Here is a 20,285-nt window from a genome sequence, read left to right on the forward strand (position 1 = left end):
CAGCTGCTGGCAGCTATAAAGATACGATAACGCTAACCTTCTCGCCCCGCGCAGGGCTAACTGGCGGTACGGAGTGCACTCTCGTTAGTCGGTGATCGAGGAACTAGAATACCATTCCTTTTGGTTCTGCATACAAGACAAACGGAAATCGCTCGGAGATAGGCTCAGGTAGGTACAAGGCTAAATGTCTTTGTCTATAGGCCGGTTGAGTGGAATCGACGAGAACTGTCACGTCGCTTGACTTTTCAACATCGATAGGGATGCCATCGAGTAGCCAATACGCGCCCTGCGACATTTCAGAATGCTTTACCACGAGCCGATAACCTTCGACGCTGTTGCAAAGTTCTATGAGCTCTCCAACTCTGTTCAGCCCTTTGTCGAAAATTGCAGACGGTGCGGCCTTTATCTCAGCGGTGCAGAGAGTTCTAACTCGGGCGTTAATTGATATTGAACCGCCTTCTGCACGAGCCGCAGTGCTCGCTGTCAAAACAGTGGCCAAAATCATTGAGAGGCGCATCGTCCGCGTCATCTTACGGCTCCTTCGAGCCTCGATTTAATTCAAGTCACTAAATAACTTCCTAACGCACACTGCAGGCAACGTCCGTAACGGCGGTGCCATATCTCTTGGGTTCGAGTAGAGTTTTGTGCTCTCTGAAGAGATGGAGTCTCGGCTCCTTTTCGGAATGTCAACGTCAGAGCATTGGCTTTCCTCTGGCTGGTCATGTTGACTGAGGACATTAAAAGACTGCTGTGGGCGTATTTTAAGATATTGCAGATGCCGAAACTTGACGGTGCATTGCAGACTGAAACGCATGCAACGTTTGCAGTGCGTCCGCTTGGGGACGAGGAAGGCAACAAACAGCCGCTTAAGATATTTTATTGTAAATCAACTTGAAGGGCGCGGCTTAGATTCAACGCATATCACTGCTATAGTTGGGCAAATTGTCGGCCGGCTTTAGCAGGATCTTTTCCATATTAAACAATTCGCGCTGACATAGCCCAGCATTCTAAGCATCATGCAAATTTGAGCAAACATGCACTCGCTGACAAGGGGTAAGCGCGGCGCCGATAAGCGAGATTAATCAGGCTCGTTGAGCCTGCCGATCAGATCTGCAATTCTCTCAATTGCCTCGCGTGTTTCCGGACTATGTTTTCTGGAATGAGCACGGACGTAATCGGCAATTGAGGGATGCGTAAGATAGAAGGCGGCGGCTCTTGAGCGATTACAGTCCAATTCTGTGTTTAGATATCTAGAATCTGGCTCAATGCCCTCCCCATCAGTCGTCGCGTCAACCAGCGTTTGTCTTCATTGAACAATCACAGCGGAATTTGCTAGCCAAACAAGGCGGCCAGCTACGCTTTTCCGTGTATGATTTGGAAGAGCTTGAGGATCGAACGGTCTGATGACACTGACTACAGTCGCCCATTTTGCGCGCGCAAATATGCCGCCTCAACCCAATCACGCACAGGCTTGATAACGGCTATATCGAAAAATGCGGATTGAACTGCTGGTCCTCAATTAGGCTGAATCTTTTAAGCTTACCAAACCAACGCTTGTGAAGCTTGTCTAGAAGCGGGTCCATCCATTGCCCGTCTTGGGTCAACCCGTATCCATGACCGGAAGACGCGGTAATAGCATTTGCCATTTCCACATCGTTGCCCATGAGCGTGAAGCCGATTTTATGCTCGTTGATCGACAATGAGAAATCGAATAAATCAGAATAGACCCAGTTTATGACATGTGGCCAGGGCAGCAAAAATCCTCCTTTGTCCAGCCATTGAACACCAATCTGCGCGGCCCAACCTCGCGTTCTTTCAAGATGCATGGCAGTTACTTGACACTGTGTATGGATAGGTTTGTGACCATCATCGAATGGGTAGGCAGATTGTCTGGGCTTAACTGTAGGATTGATGCGCAGAGCGTTGTCTAAATATTCGTACTGCTCTTGTGTTAGCATCATTCCCTCATCTAATCGCGCAATGACATGTGACACTGCCAGATCTTGCTGATCTCACTACCCTAAGCGCGTATTCGTACAGTTAGAATCTACCTTTCGGTAATCCAAAGTTCGTTGAAACGAAAAAAGGCACGGCGGATCGCTCCGCCGTGCCCGGTAATTGAGTTAACGGCTTTAGAACCGGACGCCGAGGCCAAGCAGAACTTGGTGGCGATTGAGATCGACGTCTAAATCGACATCGGTATCGCTGTAATCGAAGGCGTTATACTGGGTGTAGACATATTCGAGCTTCGCGTAGCTGCGGCCAGAAAGCTGAACTTCTGCACCGGCGCCAACATGGAAGCCGTCAAGGTTCTCGCCTTCGTCGAAGTCATCAAAGATATTTTCGAAATCCTCGTAGGTAAGCTTGAGGCGCCCGTTCGAATAGCCTGCTTTCCCGTAAAACAAGGCGTCCGCGCCGATCATGTAGCCCAACCGCCCGCCTACGGTGAAGTTGCGTCCAGCCTTGAGACAAAGTTCGTCGGCACCGTAGAGTTCCGAGCAAATATCGGTGGAGGCAAAGTCAACCCCAGCATAGGCACCAATCGAACCGCCGCCGTAGTTGTAATCGTAACCGATCTCACCGCCGTAAGCGTTGCCGTCGCTTTCGTTGTAGCTGTCGACGCCGTCATCGTAATCGACATCCAGCGATACGTTGTCGTAGCCAGCGCGAACTTCGATACGCGGACCACCCATTGTTGCTACATCTTGTGCTGCAGCTGGAACGGCCACCGCTGCGACCACGGCAGCGACGCCAAAAGAAACTGATTTCATTAGAATTACGCCCTCTGTTTGCACCCGCGAACGGCGGGGCGGCGGGCCTTTAGGGGCTCCGGGCAAGTTAGAAACGAATAAGGAAGCGCGGGCTGGGCGCTTTTCTATCTGACTTTTGATCTGATTGGAGCCAATTCTTGGCCTTCGACTTATCCTAAAGAGTGGATCGAAGCTCTCGATCGCCTCCACAATCAGATCAGCGAGCCCAAAGAGTTCCCGGATGCCGAAATCCGCCTGACCACTTATCATGATCTGTCCGCAGCTGATTATTTGGATTTTTACAAGCTCGACTGGGACGGAATAAGCTAACCGTATACTTCCGAGTGCCGTCATTGCGAGAACGCATCGTTCGTTGAATCACATTTGACCGGCAGCCGTAAATCACGAACTGATCAGAATGTCCGCTGACGCTCGAACCGGTCGTTCAACTACCGCCCCTATTGCGGCCGCTGCCGGGTCGTGCGACAGAATGCCTATGGGTAGAAGGAAGACGGGGCGGAGAAAGACACTACCACGGGCGAAAGAAAACGGCTTTGCGAACTACCTTCGCAGGCTAACGCCGTTCGCCTTGCTTTCCTTTCTGGCTGGCCCTTGCCCATCATTGTCGATACCGACCGACTGGCTCTATTCTTGTCTGGGGCGGTGTCTTTGTGGAGAATGGTGCTCTGGCTGACCTTCGTAACCTTCGTCAGCTTCCTATCTTCGGCATCAATCGATTGGGACGAGCGGCGCAAGGTGAATAAAGAGCGCCGGCGCTGACCCAAACCGCGATGACCGCTAACCACTCCGTGATCGGACGATGGCTGCCCACATTCGGTAGTTCAATCAGACGGTCCGCTTTCAGGCGAATTGCAAACTTCCTCGAACGTCCGGAATTACGGCGCATAACGGTCGTTTCATTGCTGAATTTCTGACCGCTGCTATTCTCCTCATGTCAGCAAAGCGATTCATCCTTGGTCCCCTTATGAAGGCCGGACCGATTACATCTCAAGTGGTCGTAAGACCCTCACGTCTGCTTTCGCAGACCTCGTTAGGTGCCGCGCGCGTTTCCCGCCAACTGAGTTACCGGAGATCTTCACAGCGCCTGAAGATGACGGCGAGAACGATGCTGCCCGGGATTTGGTCAGACTAAATGCAGAGTTATTTGCGCATCTGTTCGCAACAGCAAGGCTTGTCAGCTTCGCAAGACCTTTGGGTGGCGGAGAAGTAGTGGCTCTATCTGAGGAACTTTGGGAGATCGATGATCCCTTGCCGCGATTTGCTACCGGTGCATTTAACTTTGATCAATGGTGGGACGCCGATACACAACCAACACATCGGATATTTGTCGATGCGAAGCAGTTCGACCATTGGCTTGCAAATCTCAAGCCACTTGGACCGCTGACCAAACATCAAGTTGAGGCGATCATCGATCCCCAGGTACGAGCAGCCCGGTCGGCTTCGATACAAGCGAGCACAAACAAGATCGACCAAGGGATGCTGGAAGATCATGAAAGCGGCCCGGTCCCCGATCCGCCAGGCGTTGGACCAGCTCTCATGACACTTAAAGAAGTCTGCGATTTGACCCGGAGAAAATCCTCCACGATCTACAGCGACATGAACAAGGGCATCTTCCCAGAGGCCGTCAAACTTGGCTCGAGCAGTAGATGGCTGAAAGCCGAGGTTCTTGCTTATATTGCCGAACAAGCTGGCAAGCGAAGCAAGGACTAACGCCGCTTGCGGCGCGGGCTATCGATGATCTCCTCACACGGGATCGCGCCTTCCATGATCATGTCGGCCCAGCGTTGCGCAAGTTCGCGTCGCCGCGGCATTTACGCGGCTCGGTTGTACCGTAGCTCGCTGGCACTCATACCTTTTGGAGAATGTGCGAGCATCAGATCGACAATCATCCGATCGGCCAAAAGTCGTACATCTGATCCGAGTGCGCGTTCGGCCTGCTCGTTCATGATAGTTGAAAAGCTGGAGCGCCAACCATGGGGGACATGTCGCCCCTGGTATCCCTCGCGATTGTAGAGATAACCAATGGCATTCTCGCTGATGGGCTTGAGGCCGGAGCGTGCACCGGGAAATACGAACGGGGAACGGCCTGTTAACCAACGAACGGCTCGTAAAGTATCGACCGCCTGTCTGGATAAAGGAACAAGATGCTCGAATGCATCGTCATTTCGAAGGTGCAGTTCCTGTTTAACTTTATCAGCCGGCACCTTCCAGATCGCATCACCGCTCTTCACATCGACGTTGGCCCAATCAATTCCTGTCACGTCGGTCCATTCCATGAAACGAACCATACCCGGACGTTGCGCGGTGAGCGCAAGGAGCCGAGCCGCGAGACGATTAACAGGAGAGGCGCCGGCGCGATCGATATCGCTCATCATGGTTCGAATAGCCTTGACGCTAAGTAAAGCGGGATAGCGCTTCGGGGGCGGCAGCGGTTTGAGCGCGTCGTTGATATCGACGGCAGGATTTTCGAGTTTCGCACCTTCTGCATTGGCGTAACGGTAGATGGCCGCCACGCGCTGTTTGATACGGCGTGCGGTCTCGATCGCACCACGGTTCTCGATCTTTCGGAGAATTGTCAGCAACAGCGGTTTGTCAATTTCGGCCATCGGCATCGCACCGAAATGTGGAAAGACATCGCGCTCCAGACTGGTGAACACATCGTTTGCGTGAACTGGCTTCCACCGTCCGAGCTGCATTGCGTGCCATTCACGGGCTATTTCTTCTAAGGTCTTTGGCGAAGCGTCATGCCCCACCAGCTGTTCGCGTTTGGAGGCGTGCCGTGGATCGCGGCCCTCGCGTAAAAATTCTTTTCGCGTCGTCCCGCTTCTCACGAGCATAGGCCAAAGAAACCTCGGGGTATGTTCCAAGCGTCAGCAGTCGCTCCTTCTTTTCGAAGCGATATTTATAACGCCAGCTTTTATGTCCGCTTGCTGATACGTGCAGATGTAGCCCACGGCTATCCGTAAGCTTATACGCTTTGTCTTGTGCCGTCGCCGCCCGCACTGCTTTGTCCGTGAGCATCCAATACCCCCATGCAGATCATTTCCTTACCCCCAATCTACCCCCACTTGCGTTTGGTTAAGGGTAGATGAGGTTGGACAGTATAGGAGTCGCAAACGGCGGAATTGTAAAGCTTTCCGCGTGAGAATGGATAAAATTGGAAAAGCCTAGAAAGGCTAGTGGCGGAGACGGAGGGAATTGAAAGAGCGATGCAACGCATTGAATAAAATAACAGATTTACTTCTGAAGGAAATCTGTGCCCCCAGTTGTGCCCCCAACTGATTTAGGGCTTTTTTACTAGCGAAAGCCCCGAACTCAAGGGTCGGGATGTTTGCGAAGGCGAGGCCCTCAGTTTCTCCTCAGTTTGCATTCCGAGCTGAAACTCCATTTAAGCTTCGCGATAATTGGGTTCGGTCTTCACATCGACATAAACAGTCTAAGTCTGGCCCACCCCGTGAAGCGAGACGATGGGATTTTTCGATCGGATGCGAAGAGCGGAGTTGGAAGTGGGGTCGGCGGGCTTCTCACGCGCCCGTCTAGCAGGCCCCGAACACCTAGACCTACGGTTGATTGGCTCCGCATCCAAGCGCGCCTAGCCCTTTCCGTTCTTTCATGTCGGGAGCCTACGCAATGGGTCAAGCCACGCGCATTGCGCACATGGGTCTGCGGGGCCGCATCATGCCTGCGGAGCGAGCGGCCGGGCTGATCGCGTCCGGTGACACCGTCGGCATGAGTGGTTTCACTGGATCGGGCTACCCCAAGGCCGTGCCTCTCGCCCTCGCGGCGCGGGTCAACGCCGAGCATGCGGCAGGCCGGCAATTCCGGATCAAGGTATGGACGGGTGCTTCGACCGGACCCGAACTGGATGGTGCACTGGCGAAGGTCGACGGGATCGAGTTCCGGCTGCCATACAATTCCGATCCGGTCGCACGTGAGAAGATCAATCGTGGGCAGATGAGCTATTTCGACATGCACCTAAGCCAAGTCGCGCCGATGGCATGGCAAGGGTTCCTCGGCGACCTCGACGTGGCGGTGGTAGAGGTCACGGGCGTCCGGGACGACGGCAGTCTCATCCCCTCGTCGTCCGTAGGCAACAACAAGACCTGGCTTGATCGGGCGAAGAAAGTCATCGTTGAAGTGAACCGCTGGCAGAACCCGGCGCTCGAGGGAATGCACGACATCTACTACGGCACGGCGCTGCCGCCCGCCCGGGCGCCGATTCCGCTCGTCCGCCCGGGCGACCGCATTGGAACCCGTTATCTGAAGGTCGATCCGGAGAAGGTCGTCGCAATCGTTGAAACCGACGCGCCCGATAGAAACCTGCCATTCGCCGCACCGGACGCGACGGCCCAAGCGATCGCGGGCCACATTCTGGAATTCCTCGCAAACGAAGTGGCCCGAGGCCGGCTTCCGGCATCGCTCCTTCCGTTACAGTCAGGCGTCGGCAACGTGGCAAATGCCGTTCTGTCGGGCTTGGTCGACAGCCCTTTCTCCGACCTCACGGCCTACACTGAGGTCATCCAGGACGGCATGCTGGATCTTCTGGACGTGGGCAAGCTGCGCCTTGCGTCGGCAACGGCGTTCTCGCTAAGTCCTGAGGCGGCGGTTCGCATCAATTCGGATATGGCGTCCTATCGGGACCGCATGATCCTGCGGCCGCAGGAGATCAGCAACCACCCTGAGGTCATCCGCCGCCTCGGTTGTATTGCGATGAACGGTCTTATAGAAGCCGACATCTACGGCGCGGTGAATTCGACGCACGTGATGGGGTCGCGCATTCAGAACGGCATTGGCGGATCGGGAGATTTCGCACGCAACGCCTACATCTCGATCTTCATGACGCCGTCGACCGCGAAGGGAGGTGCCATCTCCGCTATCGTGCCGCAGGTGAGCCATGTCGACCACATCGCTCAGGATGTGCAGGTCCTGGTGACGGAGTATGGACTTGCTGATCTACGTGGTTTGAGCCCTAAAGAGCGTGCTCGCCTAGTTATCGCGAACTGCGCGCACCCCGATTTCCGGGTGATGCTCACCGACTACTTCGATCGAGCGATGAGGGGTTCTTACGGTCTGCAGTCCCCGACTCTGCTGGCGGAGGCGCTGTCTTGGCACCAGCGGTTCGTAGAGACCGGGACGATGCGGGTCTAAGCCTAATGACCTGGTCGCAACTCGTTTAGCCGCAGACGTCGATCCGTCGCTGATCTAGATCTCGAAAAGCCTTGGCAGCGTCCGGTGTCATCTGCGGAAGCCAAGTAGTCTAGTAGGTCTCATGTAATATCGCCCTTAGCAATATCGCGCCTGCCACGCGAGTTGCCCGCGTCCGCACCGGTCAAAGTTGGGCCGTTGGCGGTCACGATCTTGTCGCCATTTTATTGGTCGGCAACTCGACCTTCGCGAGACATCCAACGTGAATGGCTGGTTCTGCGTACGCCTCCTTTTTTTATAGGCTGCACGTTTTACGGCTCTTCCTGATTAATTGCGACTAGAGCGATTGATGGTGCCGCAAATAATGAAGGCCCGAGCGCCTTGTGCGGCGCTCGGGCCAAGTGCTCGATAGGCTGGGCGGGAGCTAGGGACGGGGCCTATCAAACACTTTCTGCTAACGCCCTATCTATAGTGAAAAATTGAGCGATGCGCGTAGCGCGTAACCAATCTCCTGATTGCGCTCCTCGATCGAAAGCTCGCCCGATACGGTATAGAATTCATCGCCACCCTGGCCGCGCAGTCGTGCAAACCAGCCACTTGACTGCTGGTCAGGAAGAAGGGTGAAGCTTTCCCCATCTCCAAACCTCGCTGTGGTGCCGCCGAGATTACCGGCAATGATTTCACGCCAACCACCTTCGGCCTCGACGCGCATCCAAATGTCGTCGCCCCGGCTCATGCCGAAGAGATCGAAACCCATGGCCGTCGCCAGGTTGATTCCGACCTCGTCGCTGGTCCTGTTATCGATGACGAGATCGAGCGCTTCGCCGCCGCCAATCTCCTCGTAGCCATCCTCGCTCAAACGGACATAGTCGACGATGAGCGATGGCCGCATGAAGAAATACTGCGTCCCGCCTTCTACAGAAGCACCCGCCATCAAGGACGCTACATTACCGGACCAATTACGCTCGATCCGCCGTTCAACCTTCTCGCCGTCGGCCATCCCGCGAAAATAGCGTGAGCCCTCGAAGTCCGCGAAGCCGTATGAGCCTCGCGCGAAGCCCGCGAACGCTCCCCAGTCGCCGCGCCAGGAAAGTGCAGCCTCATAGGTGTTGGAAGCCACCGTATTGTCAGCGCCGCTATCGTAGCGGTTCCAGAGCCAGTTCATGTTTGCTCCGAGGCGTCCTAGGCCGGTTTGCAACTCGACCCCACCTGAAAATCCGAGCCCGTCGAGGTCGTATGCGCTCGCGTCTCGTTGCTCCTTGGTTGTATCCCAGCCTGCAGCGTCGAGCACGAACCTCAACTTTCCCGATCGGTCAAGCGGACCATCCCCATCTGCGAGGCGTCGCCCCAATGTGCGGATACCCAGGCTCAGACCTTCGAATGCGCCGCCCGCATGATCGGGCAGTGCCTGCGCGAGCGTAGCGCGAAACAGATCGCCATCTGTAATCCCCAGGAACACATCGGCGATGTCGTCATCATCGGAGAGTGCAGTATAGAGCGCATCATAGGCGGACGCCTGCGCGCGATTGAGACCGAGATCCTTGGTCGCTTTTCGATCGATGTCGACATTGATGAGGCCAGCAGACTCATCGATTGCCAGCGCAGCCTTATACATGAAGGGAAGCAACGTATCGTCGGTGGTGAGATCTTTGGTGCCCGAAAGGCTGCCCGCCTTGATGACCGAGTAAATTCCTTCCGCTTCGGCTATATCCCGGATTCGCAGCTTGAGCTTTGCTCCCTTATCGAAATGCGCTTCGCCGCCTACCGTTATTGCGGTTCCCTGTGCCGCATCCCTGCTTAAAGTGGCCACGACTATGCCTTTGCTTCCCACATCCAGCGAGGCGATGGTCGTTGGTGCTGCCAGGTCGAGCGTGCCCCCAGCCACGGAAACCGCGACATTCTGGCTGCCAGAGAACGTACCAGAGTAGGAAGCCTTTCCCGATAGTGAAAAGGAGGCAGTTCCCCCGCCGAAATCCGAATGGCCGAGGAACGAGGATGTCCCGGACAATTCCATCACATCGGCTTCACCCCCGAACTCCACGCGACCGGAGAACTGGGCATCGCGCGACAGGTAGAACCGGCCCTCACCTGATCCGAAGGTCACATCGCCCGACACCTTTCCGTCGGCGATTTGAAGTACGTCATCTCCACTTCCGAAACGGATGTCGCCCTCGATGACCGGTGCAGTGACGCCCGCGCCAACTGCGGTCTGAGTGATGGTAGCTCCCGATGAGACCGAAGACAGATCGATTGCTACGTTTCGACCGGCCCCACCCTTGGCTCCGCTAGCCAAGATCTTCCCGCTGTTTTCGATCAGACTGACCGTTCCACTGCGATCGATGATCGCTGTTGCATTGGACTGCTCATCTCCGGCGGTCGCTTTTATGGTGCCGCTGTTTCGAATGCTCGGCAAGCTAGCGCCATTTTCGACAATGATCGCCGTGACTTGCCCTTTAGAGCCCTTGCCGTTGCTGGCCGCAATATTCCCGGAATTGCGTAGCTCGGGGGTCGTTGTTTTAGCACCGAGACGGAGCGCAGTGGCATTGGCATCCTTGGAAGTCGCCTCGATTGACCCTCTTACGAAAATGCCGTTTTCTATCGTGACTGCACCACCGCGACCGCCGATGACCATACCATTTCCATCGACACCGCTATAAACCCCATGACCGGCAATTGCCCCATCGACGATGATGCCCGAACGCAATCCAGTTGCCGGAACGGCACCGATCGCAATGTCGTTGTCCGTTGCTCCGATCAAGACGGCCGGGGCGGAACCGTAAGACACGACCTTGGCATTGCCCTCTTTCGCATCTTCTATCCCGTCTTTGTCCTCGTCGGGATTGTCCTTGTCCAAATCCTTGGGAGCGACAGCGAAAAGGATGCCCTTCGACACATCGCCTTCGACCACGAGCGCGCTCCCACCTTGATGCAAGTCATCAGGGTCAAGGCTCGATGGATCGGAAGGTGGCGTAGTGTAACGATAACCAGTCGATATAATATCGCCCTGAACAACCATCGCGCCGTCGATATCGCCGCCGAGACGGGCTCCGACCGCGCCTTCACCCACCACTGAGATTGTACCCGCCAATCGGACATTACCCGTGACGTCACCGGCTTCCACGCCGACGCTATCATCTCCGATTACATTTGTTTTGCCATCATGCGTTAAATCGCCATCGAGCAGGCCTGTAACAGAGATCCCTGCGGAGCGGTCACCTTCAACGTTGATCGTGCCTGTGTGCTTGATGTCTCCGCCAAGACCTTCCCGCACGCGGATTGCTGCCCTATCCATGCCAACCGCAAAGGGACCATCAAGGTCTTTGTCGTTATCCAGATCGGTAGCCGTATACGTCTCATCGATGGTGATCGTGCCTGAATTGGTGATATCCGCAATCCGATCCCCGATCACCTCGATCCCGCTCGCTCCGTCGGCATTTGTTACGACGATCTTCCCTGCATTAAGAACGTCGTCGCTCGTATCGACGATGATGGCAGAACCACTGGTGAGTTCGATTGACCCTTTATCGGTTACCTTGATCCCGCCGCCAGTTCCTCCGTTCAGCTGCGAAGTGCGGATCGGGTTTGTACGTTTGTCCTCGACGAGCGTCTGGGCAGCGAGTGGGACAGCCAAGGTCGCTAAGGCAGTCCCGGCCAACAGGTAACGATACATGAATGTCCTCCGTCTTGTCGAAGGGAGGACGGAGACGATCTTCGTATGCCTTGGTCGAGAACCGCATTCTCCGACTGAATGCTTAAGAACAAGCGTCAGAAGGAGTAGTCGATACCCAACCTGACCGTGCGTGGACGCAGAGGCGTAACCTGTTCGCGAATGACCGCGAACGGCGTCCCCAGGGCGAAGCGATTGCCCTCGGCATCTGTCAAATTGGTTAATGACAGTGTTCCGCCGATGCGGGAGTTCCCCAAACGCAGAAGTAAGCCGCTATCGAGATAATTACCCTGCAGTTCACCGAGTTCGGGACCGATGCCCAAGCGTGATCGGCCGACGTAGCTAGCCCACAAGCGGGCGTCGAGATTGAGCGCGCGCGTCACCGGATGCGAATAATCCAGCCCAAGTCGCCCGGAGAACCTGGCAATGTTCGGAACGTGTGTGATGCGGCTAGATAGGAATGACACTGGCTCTTCGATACTACTACGATTGATCGTCGCACCGGTGGTCAAGCGCAGATTGTCAGCCAGAAAGGCACCGCCCGACACACTAATGCTCCAGACGCGGCCATTACCGATATTGGCAGTGCTGGGCAGACCGGTATCATCTAAGAAATCTGCCTGGATGTCGCTCCACCGGGTGAAGGAGACGTTGAAGGCCGCATCGAACGGGTCGATACCCGGTCTCCCGTGCCTCGCTCCGATCTCGAAAGCGCGCGCTTGGTCCTTCCTGAATTGTCGAACGAACTCGCTCTCGATTGCCAACCCTCCGGGTCGGAACCCCTCTTGATACCTTGCATAGAGGCTTGTCTGACGAGATAGTTCCGCCAGCAGGGAGGCTGACGGCAGGAATGCCGATTGGGTTCGGCTGGCTGTGATATCGGCTCGTTCGAGAGCGAGGGCAAAAGGGACGTCCTCGGCACCTCCTCCAAGACGGACCCTCGTAGCGCGCGCACCGAAAGTCGCGATCAGTCCTTCCCGAAACCGATAGGACGCTTCTCCGTATAGAGTGGCCTCGGATAAGGTGTTGAGCACACCGGTGGCCGCCGACCGCGTCCGGCCGGTATCTAGCGAGCGGTTTAGTCGCGTGCGGTTGTCGATCAGATTGAGGCCGGCAACCCAGCCGAAACGACGTTCTCCCATGGGGAGCCATAGCCGGGTTTCATGGGCGATTAGGCGCGTATCGTTATGCTGAACGAAAACCCGATTTTCCGCTCCGGTGATCGTGGCATCGTATCTCTCTTCCAGTTCTTGTCCCGCCATTCCGGTCGTCGAACGCAACTTCAACGCTCCGAGGCCGCCCGCCAAGACCAGTTGACCATGCAGATAGTCGGAATCCGACCCTTCGCGAACGCGTGCAAGGCTGTCATATTGCGTGCCGCCACGAGCTGCATATTGACTGTCAAATGCATGGATGGACTGCGCCAACCCCAGCGCGTCGATGGTCCAATCGGGAGAAATCTCCACCCGAACAGATGCACGACCTGCCAATATTCTCGTCCGGTTGACATCCTCGGCACCGAGGAAAGGCTTATCGATATAACCGCCTTCGCTCGCCGCATCGAATGTCACGCGCAATGCGGCAAGTTCGTCGGCAAGTGGGACATTGGCAACCACCCCCGCATCCAGACTGCCTGCCCCGTGCTGAGTGAACGCACTACCTACTGTCGTGTGGAGCGAGGTGATATCGAGCTCGGGTGAATTCGGCACGAGACGTATGATGCCGCCAAGAGATCCCGCTCCATATAATGTGCCTTGGGGTCCTTCGAGGACTTCAATACGGTCGAGGTCCGATAGTCTTAGATCTGGATCGGGAGCATTATAGCTCAATCGCATGTCACCAAGATATTGGCCCACGGTGGCTTGTGTCGGACCTGTGAAACTGGAGTCGGCGATGCCGCGGATGAAAAGTTTATTACGCCCGCTTCCAAGGTAGGTCGAAGACACGGTGGCAATGCGTTGTGTGATCCTCTCGGTTCCGCCGCTTCCGCCCATGGAAACGTCGTCTCCGCTCAGGAGCGATACCTGCGCTGGGATTTCGCTCAGCCGCATATCACGCTTGCTTGACACCACGATGATATCTTCGTGTTTTCGAGGCACTGCGGGAGACACGGGCGTCAAAGTACTGGCCGCGCGTTGAACGCTTCTTCCGGATTGCCTCTCTCGGCCTTTGCCTTTATCCAGCCGCCACGCTCTACGCGCTACGGCGATCACCTTCGCATCCGCACTCGCAGCCAAGCGGCGGACGGCCTGTCCCGCGGTCATTCGCCCTTGGATCCTCGGTGCTCGGCGCTTTGCCAAGACAGGGTCGCTGATCACGATACTGGAACCGGTCTGCCGGGCCAGAGTGATGGCGGATTCAGCCACGGTTCCAGCAGGCACGTCGATGATTTGATCCCGCGCTTCCGCAACCGCCGGAACGCTGGATAGAACAACGACCAAAGCATAAGTTACGTTGCGCATGGTCAGGGCGTGGAGAGTATCCAGGCCGTGCCGCTGCGTTCGACCTCTAAGCCCAGCAACAGCCCCAAAGAAGAGGGATCTGCTCGCAGCGACTGGACGGTGATGCTTCCCGAGATGCGATTCGTACCGCCTGCCTTTGCCGCACGATAATCGATCCCGCTTACACGCGAGATATCGGCAGCGACTTTGGTCAAGGAGGCATCATCGAAGGTCAATCGCCCCTCTCGCCATTCGCCGACTTGTTCGATTGGCAGTTCGGAGACACCATACCCGGTGCCATCTGCACTGAAAGTCAGCAATTGCCCGGGCTGCACCGTCGCGTTCTGCTGCGAGGGATTAAAGATGACAGCACCTTCCGATACACCTACTTCGACCTCGTCCGGCCCGATATTGACATCAAAGACTGTGCCTGCATCGACAAGAGTGGCGGCGCCGACGTCTACACGGAAAGGATCAAATTCGTCGTGCCGGATTTCAAACAATGCGCGGCCACGTTCCAGACGAGCGTAGCGCGGATTTTCCGGATCGACGAAAAGCTCAGTATCGCCGCCCATGACGATCCCACTCCCGTCGGCGAATGCGATCCTGCGAGTTTCGCCCGGATCTGTTCGATATGGCGAAGCCGCCCCATCCATCTGCCACACCCAAAAGGCAGCTACGAGAGCGAGGCAGGCAGCGATAGCAGGTACAATCCACCGCCGCACCGAGCGGTCTTTCACGTCTCCTTCATCGTTTGCGGGGGCAGCGTTGAGCGTTGCCGCACCATCTTCGACAGCGATCATTACATGGTCGTAAGCTTTGGCGTGATCCGGAGACGCTTCCAGCCAGCTCGTAAAGGCAGCCCAGTCGTCGAATTCAGGCTCCGACGTTCTCACCGCCCATGTGGAAGCCTCGTCCAGCATCGTGTGATCAAACGCCATGATTAATTACTCCTGTCCCTAGGACGGAGTCCTTGCTGCTATTCCTCATCGAGCCGTTCCCTCAAATCGGCGAGAGCGCGAAAAACGATGCGGAGGTCACTCTCGACCGTACTGACACTGACACCGAGTTCTTCCGCGATCGCGCGCTGCGAAACACCGTCGATGCGGTTACGACGAAAGATGTCGACCGCACGCCGCGGCAGACTGGCCAGCATGTTCTCAACCTTCAAGGCTGACTGGCGACCGGCGATTACGCGCTCGACCGAAGGGCTGTCCGATACGCCCGGCACCGGGCCTGAACCAGCTTCCACCCACTTCTCCTCGCGCGATTTCGCCTGTTTATTGGAGCGGTAACGGTCGATCATCATCGTGTTGGCAGCGCGGTACAGATAGGACATTGGCGACGCGACTGGCCCAGGTGGCGCGCGCGAGATCTTCAACCATACGTCCTGCAGTATGTCATCCGCGTCCTCCCGCGCCCCACGTGCTTGAAGGAAACGCAACAGCCCGTCGCGGTTCGCGAGAAACACTGCCTGCAGTCCATCGTCGGCGCTGTGCGTCACTGCCGGTTTTAACTTTCTCAGATGTCGAATCGCGAGGTGATCGCGCAGAATGGAGATGTCCCCACTGTCGCTGAACTGACGACAACGGATGGACTGCTCCGATTTCCCATTGGGCAGTTATGAACGAAACCACAGACGTGCAAGTGCGCAATATCAAGGGATGCGAAACATGTCTCCGTCTGACTGGCGAGGCTCCCAAGATGGAATGCTCGCCTGTCGGTTCTCAGTGACAGAATGACATGCGGTCGCGTTCCTCGCTCCCGGTCTCGTGAAAGGAACAGGAATGAAGGCAATATTTTTGGTTGGTGCGGCTGTCCTCGGTTTTACCGGAACAACGGCTCAGGCACAGGACGTTTCGGGCTTCCGCGTTGAAGGTCGTCTCGGATGGGAACGAGCCGATGCCGAAGCAGTCATCGCGAACCCGGATGACGATGAAGACGAGCAAGGCGATGAATTTCTCATCGGTTCAGATGATGACAATGGTGCGGCCTATGGCGTCGAACTCGGCTACGATGCGCAGCTCGGTGAGAGTTTCGTGGTGGGTGCCTATGCGGGGGTCGATCTTTCGGACAGCAATATCTGCTCCGAGCTGGTCGAGGATGATCTCGCATGCGCGGAACTGGGACGCACCTTCAGTCTGGGTGTGCGGGCCGGCGTGCCCATTGGCAAGAACTCGCTGATTTACGCAAAGGGCGGCTATTCGAACGGCAAGCTCGACCTGAGCTATGATCCGGATATCACTGACAATGACGATGACGAGCCCGGTGAGATCGGCACGTTCTCGGAGAAGCGCGACGGCTATCACCTTGGAGCGGGCGCAGAATTCGGATTGACCTCGAGCATCTACGCGAAGCTGGAATACGTTTACACTGACTTCGGCGGTGGATCCTATGTTCTTGACGCAGAAGACGAGGCATCAGTCGACGTTCAGTCTGATCGACATCAGGTGTTCGTCGGACTTGGCATGCGCTTCTAAGTGCGTTGGGGAAGGGGCACGCCTTTCCCCATCACCCTTGCCTGATATTTATAAATCATCAAACAGCCCGGAATGTATTGGGCAACCAGTGAGGCCTGACCATGCGATTTGACCTGAGATTAATAGCGCCCGTGTTCGTTTTGACCGCGCTCGCTGGCTGCGCGACGGCGCAGCAGCAGCACGGTCCGGAGGCGAACCAAGATCTTTCGATTAGGATCGAACAGGGACCATGCTTCGGCTTCTGCCCGGTTTACGACGTGACCGTCGATGGCACCGGCAAGCTCGTTTTTAACGGTAAGCGACACACAAGAATCCTAGGTGTCCGAACTGCGATTATAAATCCCGATACCGTCGCCAAACTGGAAACGGAACTGGCTGGCGTTCAGCCCAAAACTCCAGGACGCAGTGAAACTCCGTGCGACGCTGTCCCAACGGACACCTCGCTTCTCGTGATCACCTGGAACAGGCCGAATACCGATCCTACTATATTGGCCTCCCGCATTGGCTGTGACGGGCCCGCCGGAAAGCAGGTTCTTAAGAGCATCGACAAAGCCTTGAAAATCGTGGGCGTGAAGGATTGGGCCCAACAGAAGACCCGGCCCGGCGCACCTCGCGGCTGAAGAGCGCGCATGTTTCTCTCAGTGCACGCGTCAGGTTCAACGCTACCAGAGACAATTGAAACCTGAGGACTGCGCTTTCCACCTGTCTCGCTATTCATTCGCACCGTTAGCGAAGGGTAAAGCGCAGCCATATGAGCGGCCCTGAGTTCGCGCGGCCTGAAATTGCGGTCTTGCATGACGGCAATGCCAAAGCAAAAATCGTCGGCCCTAATCCTGTGGGGGATGTCCCCTGTCTCCAGCGATCCGTGACCAAGCCGCAGCGAGAATTTAATGATGATGAAGCCCCGCTGCGCCTTCGGCATCGCGCTGTCCCCGCGCCATGGCTGCCGGCGATGCAAGCGGCTCGGCGACGGCCGGTCCGCTATTGTCGCGATAATGGATGCGCAGATCCGCAAGGTGGCGCTTCATGGCATCAATCTGCGACTGCATCGCCGGATCATCGATCAGGTTGTGCATCTCGTCAGGATCGCTCGCAAGGTCATAGAACTCCCACGCGTTCACATGGCCATAAAAGCGGATCAACTTGTACTTGTCCGACCTGATCCCGTAGTGCGCGCTCACTGCGTGATTTCCAGGCCCCCGGACGTATTCATAGTAGTGATAGTAAATCGCATCCCGCCAGTCGGCAGGTGGCGGACCTTCAGCAGCCGCACGCAACGAACGACCCTGTATTTCCGCGCGTGGCGGGAGCTTGGCGTAGTCAAGGAACGTCGCGGCGTAGTCGATATTTTGTATCGGCGCCTCTACTCGGCTGCCGGCGGGAATATGACCCGGATACTGCATCAGGAACGGCGTGCGAAGCGACTGCTCGTACATGAAGCGCTTGTCGAACCAGCCGTGTTCTCCGAGGTAAAAGCCCTGATCCGACGTGTAGACGACAATCGTGTTGTCCATTTCGCCCGATCTTTCCAGCCAGTCGAGCACCCGTCCAACACTCTCGTCGACCGCGGCAACAGTGCCGAGGTATTCGTCCATGTAGCGCTGATATTTCCAGATCGCCATCTCACGAGCGCTCATGTCGGCGCTGTTCATCGCGTCATTGCTGGGCTGGAGTGCGCCGAAATAGGCTTCCCGTTGTGCCGGCGTCATGCGATCGAAGTCGTCAGTCCACGGATTGAACCGGAGCTCGCCCGAGCCCTCTTTCGTCGTCATCTTCAGGTCGTGGCCCTCATACATGTCCTGCGCGATGGTCATTTCCTGTGCCGCCGCCGCGGGCCGACCATCGTAATGGTCGAAGTAATTCGTGGGGATTGGAAACTCGGTGCCGATGTATTTCTGAATATGGCGGATGGCGGGCATGAAGTTTCGATGCGGAGCCTTATGGTGCATCATCAACACGAAAGGCTGATCTGTTTTGCGTTGGTGGGTAAGCCAGTCGATCGTCAGATCGGTCGTGATGTCGGTAGCATAGCCCTCGATCACCTGTCTGCCTTTCGGCGTAATGATATCGGGATTGTAATATTTACCCTGATCGTCAAGTACGGCCCATGTCTGGATGCCCGATCCTTCGGGAGAGTAGTTGAGGTGCCACTTGCCAAACAGCGCGGTCTGGTAGCCCGAGTTCCCGAGCTCGCGGACCCAATTCCACGAGGCATTGTCGAACGCCTGTCCGTTCTTTGTGAAGCCATGCATGTGGCTGAACATGCCCGTAAGCATCGTGGCGCGGCTCGGCCCGCATAGCGAGTTGGTGACGTAGCTGTTCTCGAACACCGCTCCGTTTCGAGCAATACGATCGATATTGGGGGTCGGCGCGATCTTGCCGATTTCGGTTCCATACGCCGAAATCGCGGTCTGGGCATGATCGTCCGACATGATGAAGATGATGTTTGGTCTCTTATCCACCACCACCACCGGTGCAACGGTAGAGGACACGAAAGCATCGGTTGAGGGAGGGGCGGTGGCACACCCCACCAGTGCTAGCGGAGCGATAATTGCGACCTTTTTCATCTTCCTGTCCCGTGGCTTGTTCATCGCGAAGATCGGAAGGCTAATATGAAACCGGTTACAGCCATAAGGCAAGATCAAGTCGGCCAACTTTTCGCTGCGGGCTTCTCCAGCTAAGTCTGACGCGTCGATATTCTGGCAGCAATCGGAGTGTCAGATGTTTGAACATGGTTGTACGCGCGCCATCACGCTGGCCCCTTGCTACGTGACACAATCTTGTCTGGGAACGTTAGAGATGTCGTGCCGACACGGTTGCGGATGCTAAACCCGGCTTACTATTTGTGCACGCAGTTCAGTGACATGCGCTTAATATAGGCCAGGCCCTTAGAGTTGAACTACAAAAAAGTACGGTGGGCCACTGTTCATTGCCTTCTCATGCCGTAGCGGACCTTACTGCCAGGTCCCAAGCTTTGCCCTCTGCAATGCTCCCTCGAATCTCAGCATACGCAGTATTTTCTAATGACGCCCATAGCCGTCACTTAATAGGCTCAAGCATCATGATCAGCCCAAACAACAGACCCACCGACGGTGGCATTCCGAAAGGGACCGAAGGTCAATCTTTTCGCAAGGCCGGTAAGCCTATTCCAACCCTAAGGGTCTGGCAGCGCCGTTACGGACGTTGCCTGCGGCGTGCGTTAGGAACTTATTTAGTGACTTGAATTACACCGAGGCTCGAAGGAGCAGTAAGATGACGCGAGCGTTGCGCCTCTCCATGATTTTGGCAGCTGTTTTGACAGCAAGCACTGCGGCTCATGCAGAAGGCGGTTCAATATCGATTAGCGCCCGAGTGAAAACTGTCTGTACAGCTGAGATAGCGGCTGCACCGTCTGCGATTTTCGAGAAAGGGCTGAACAGAGTTGGAGAGCTCATAGAACTTTGCAACAGCGTCGAAGGTTATCGGCTCGTAGTAAGGCATTCCAAAATGTCGCAGGGCGCGTATTGGCTACTCGATGGCATCCCTATCGACGTTGAAAAGTCAAGCGACGTGACAGTTCTCGTCGACTCTACTCAACCGGCCTATAGACAAAGACATTTAGCCTTGTACCTACCTGAGGCTATTCCCGAGCAATTTCCGTTTGTCTTGTATGCAGAACCAAAGGGAATGGTATTCTAGTTCCGCGATCACCGACTAACGAGAGAGCACTCCGTACCGCCAGTTAGCCCTGCGCGGGGCGAGAAGGTTAGCGTTATCGTATCTTTATAGCTGCCAGCAGCTG

At 56.0% G+C, this 20,285-nt stretch carries 14 protein-coding genes; 4 read left to right on the forward strand and 10 right to left on the reverse strand.

From position 1 onward, the window contains the following. Positions 1-103: 103 nt before the first annotated feature. From K3177_RS15130 to K3177_RS15140, 3 genes are all read right to left on the reverse strand, one after another. Entirely contained in the window at positions 104-529 is a 426-nt protein-coding gene (locus K3177_RS15130; RefSeq protein WP_221598941.1) for a hypothetical protein, read from the reverse strand. A gap of 952 nt (positions 530-1,481) precedes the next feature. After that, positions 1,482-1,961 (reverse strand): hypothetical protein, encoded by a 480-nt coding sequence (locus K3177_RS15135; RefSeq protein ID WP_221598942.1) that lies wholly within the window; start codon positions 1,959-1,961, stop codon positions 1,482-1,484. 171 nt (positions 1,962-2,132) lie between these two features. Continuing rightward, entirely contained in the window at positions 2,133-2,771 is a 639-nt protein-coding gene (locus tag K3177_RS15140) for an outer membrane protein (protein ID WP_221598943.1), read from the reverse strand. A 1,119-nt stretch (positions 2,772-3,890) separates the two neighbouring features. Here K3177_RS15140 and K3177_RS15145 point away from each other — a divergent pair. Then, complete coding sequence (locus K3177_RS15145) at positions 3,891-4,481, forward strand: helix-turn-helix transcriptional regulator (protein ID WP_221598944.1); 591 nt, start codon at positions 3,891-3,893, stop codon at positions 4,479-4,481. A gap of 101 nt (positions 4,482-4,582) precedes the next feature. Here K3177_RS15145 and K3177_RS15150 read toward each other — a convergent pair whose 3' ends face one another. Together K3177_RS15150 and K3177_RS15570 are read right to left on the reverse strand one after the other, a co-directional pair. Continuing rightward, positions 4,583-5,608, reverse strand: a complete 1,026-nt coding sequence (locus K3177_RS15150; protein ID WP_420493682.1) for a tyrosine-type recombinase/integrase — start codon at positions 5,606-5,608, stop codon at positions 4,583-4,585. Beyond that, positions 5,514-5,792 (reverse strand): Arm DNA-binding domain-containing protein, encoded by a 279-nt coding sequence (locus K3177_RS15570; protein ID WP_345725423.1) that lies wholly within the window; start codon positions 5,790-5,792, stop codon positions 5,514-5,516. Before K3177_RS15570 ends, K3177_RS15150 begins: the two co-directional genes overlap by 95 nt. Before the next feature lie 609 nt (positions 5,793-6,401). Here K3177_RS15570 and K3177_RS15155 point away from each other — a divergent pair. Next, on the forward strand, positions 6,402-7,919 hold the full coding sequence (locus K3177_RS15155) for a succinyl-CoA:acetate CoA-transferase ScpC (RefSeq protein WP_221598945.1): 1,518 nt from the start codon (positions 6,402-6,404) through the stop codon (positions 7,917-7,919). 463 nt (positions 7,920-8,382) lie between these two features. Here K3177_RS15155 and K3177_RS15160 read toward each other — a convergent pair whose 3' ends face one another. From K3177_RS15160 to K3177_RS15175, 4 genes are all read right to left on the reverse strand, one after another. Further along, positions 8,383-11,586, reverse strand: coding sequence for an autotransporter outer membrane beta-barrel domain-containing protein (locus K3177_RS15160; protein ID WP_221598946.1), 3,204 nt, complete (start codon positions 11,584-11,586; stop codon positions 8,383-8,385). A gap of 95 nt (positions 11,587-11,681) precedes the next feature. Then, positions 11,682-13,652, reverse strand: a complete 1,971-nt coding sequence (locus tag K3177_RS15165; RefSeq protein ID WP_345725424.1) for a TonB-dependent receptor — start codon at positions 13,650-13,652, stop codon at positions 11,682-11,684. Between the two features lie 395 nt (positions 13,653-14,047). Then, positions 14,048-14,965, reverse strand: a complete 918-nt coding sequence (locus K3177_RS15170) for a FecR family protein (RefSeq protein WP_221598948.1) — start codon at positions 14,963-14,965, stop codon at positions 14,048-14,050. 38 nt (positions 14,966-15,003) lie between these two features. Beyond that, positions 15,004-15,528 carry an RNA polymerase sigma factor gene (locus K3177_RS15175; RefSeq protein ID WP_221598949.1) on the reverse strand — a complete coding sequence of 175 codons (525 nt, stop codon included), beginning with the start codon at positions 15,526-15,528 and terminating at the stop codon, positions 15,004-15,006. Positions 15,529-15,811: 283 nt separating this feature from the next. On the opposite strand from K3177_RS15175, the gene K3177_RS15180 reads away from it, so the two are divergent. Together K3177_RS15180 and K3177_RS15185 are read left to right on the forward strand one after the other, a co-directional pair. After that, on the forward strand, positions 15,812-16,504 hold the full coding sequence (locus tag K3177_RS15180; protein ID WP_221598950.1) for an outer membrane protein: 693 nt from the start codon (positions 15,812-15,814) through the stop codon (positions 16,502-16,504). A 101-nt stretch (positions 16,505-16,605) separates the two neighbouring features. After that, positions 16,606-17,124: a DUF6438 domain-containing protein gene (locus tag K3177_RS15185; RefSeq protein ID WP_221598951.1), complete on the forward strand. Its 519-nt coding sequence runs from the start codon at positions 16,606-16,608 to the stop codon at positions 17,122-17,124. A 267-nt stretch (positions 17,125-17,391) separates the two neighbouring features. Here K3177_RS15185 and K3177_RS15190 read toward each other — a convergent pair whose 3' ends face one another. Beyond that, positions 17,392-19,071, reverse strand: coding sequence for a sulfatase family protein (locus K3177_RS15190; protein ID WP_221598952.1), 1,680 nt, complete (start codon positions 19,069-19,071; stop codon positions 17,392-17,394). Positions 19,072-20,285 lie beyond the last annotated feature (1,214 nt).

The sequence above is a fragment of the Qipengyuania pacifica genome (genome assembly GCF_019711555.1).
In the GTDB taxonomy this organism is placed as follows: Bacteria; Pseudomonadota; Alphaproteobacteria; order Sphingomonadales; family Sphingomonadaceae; genus Qipengyuania; species Qipengyuania pacifica.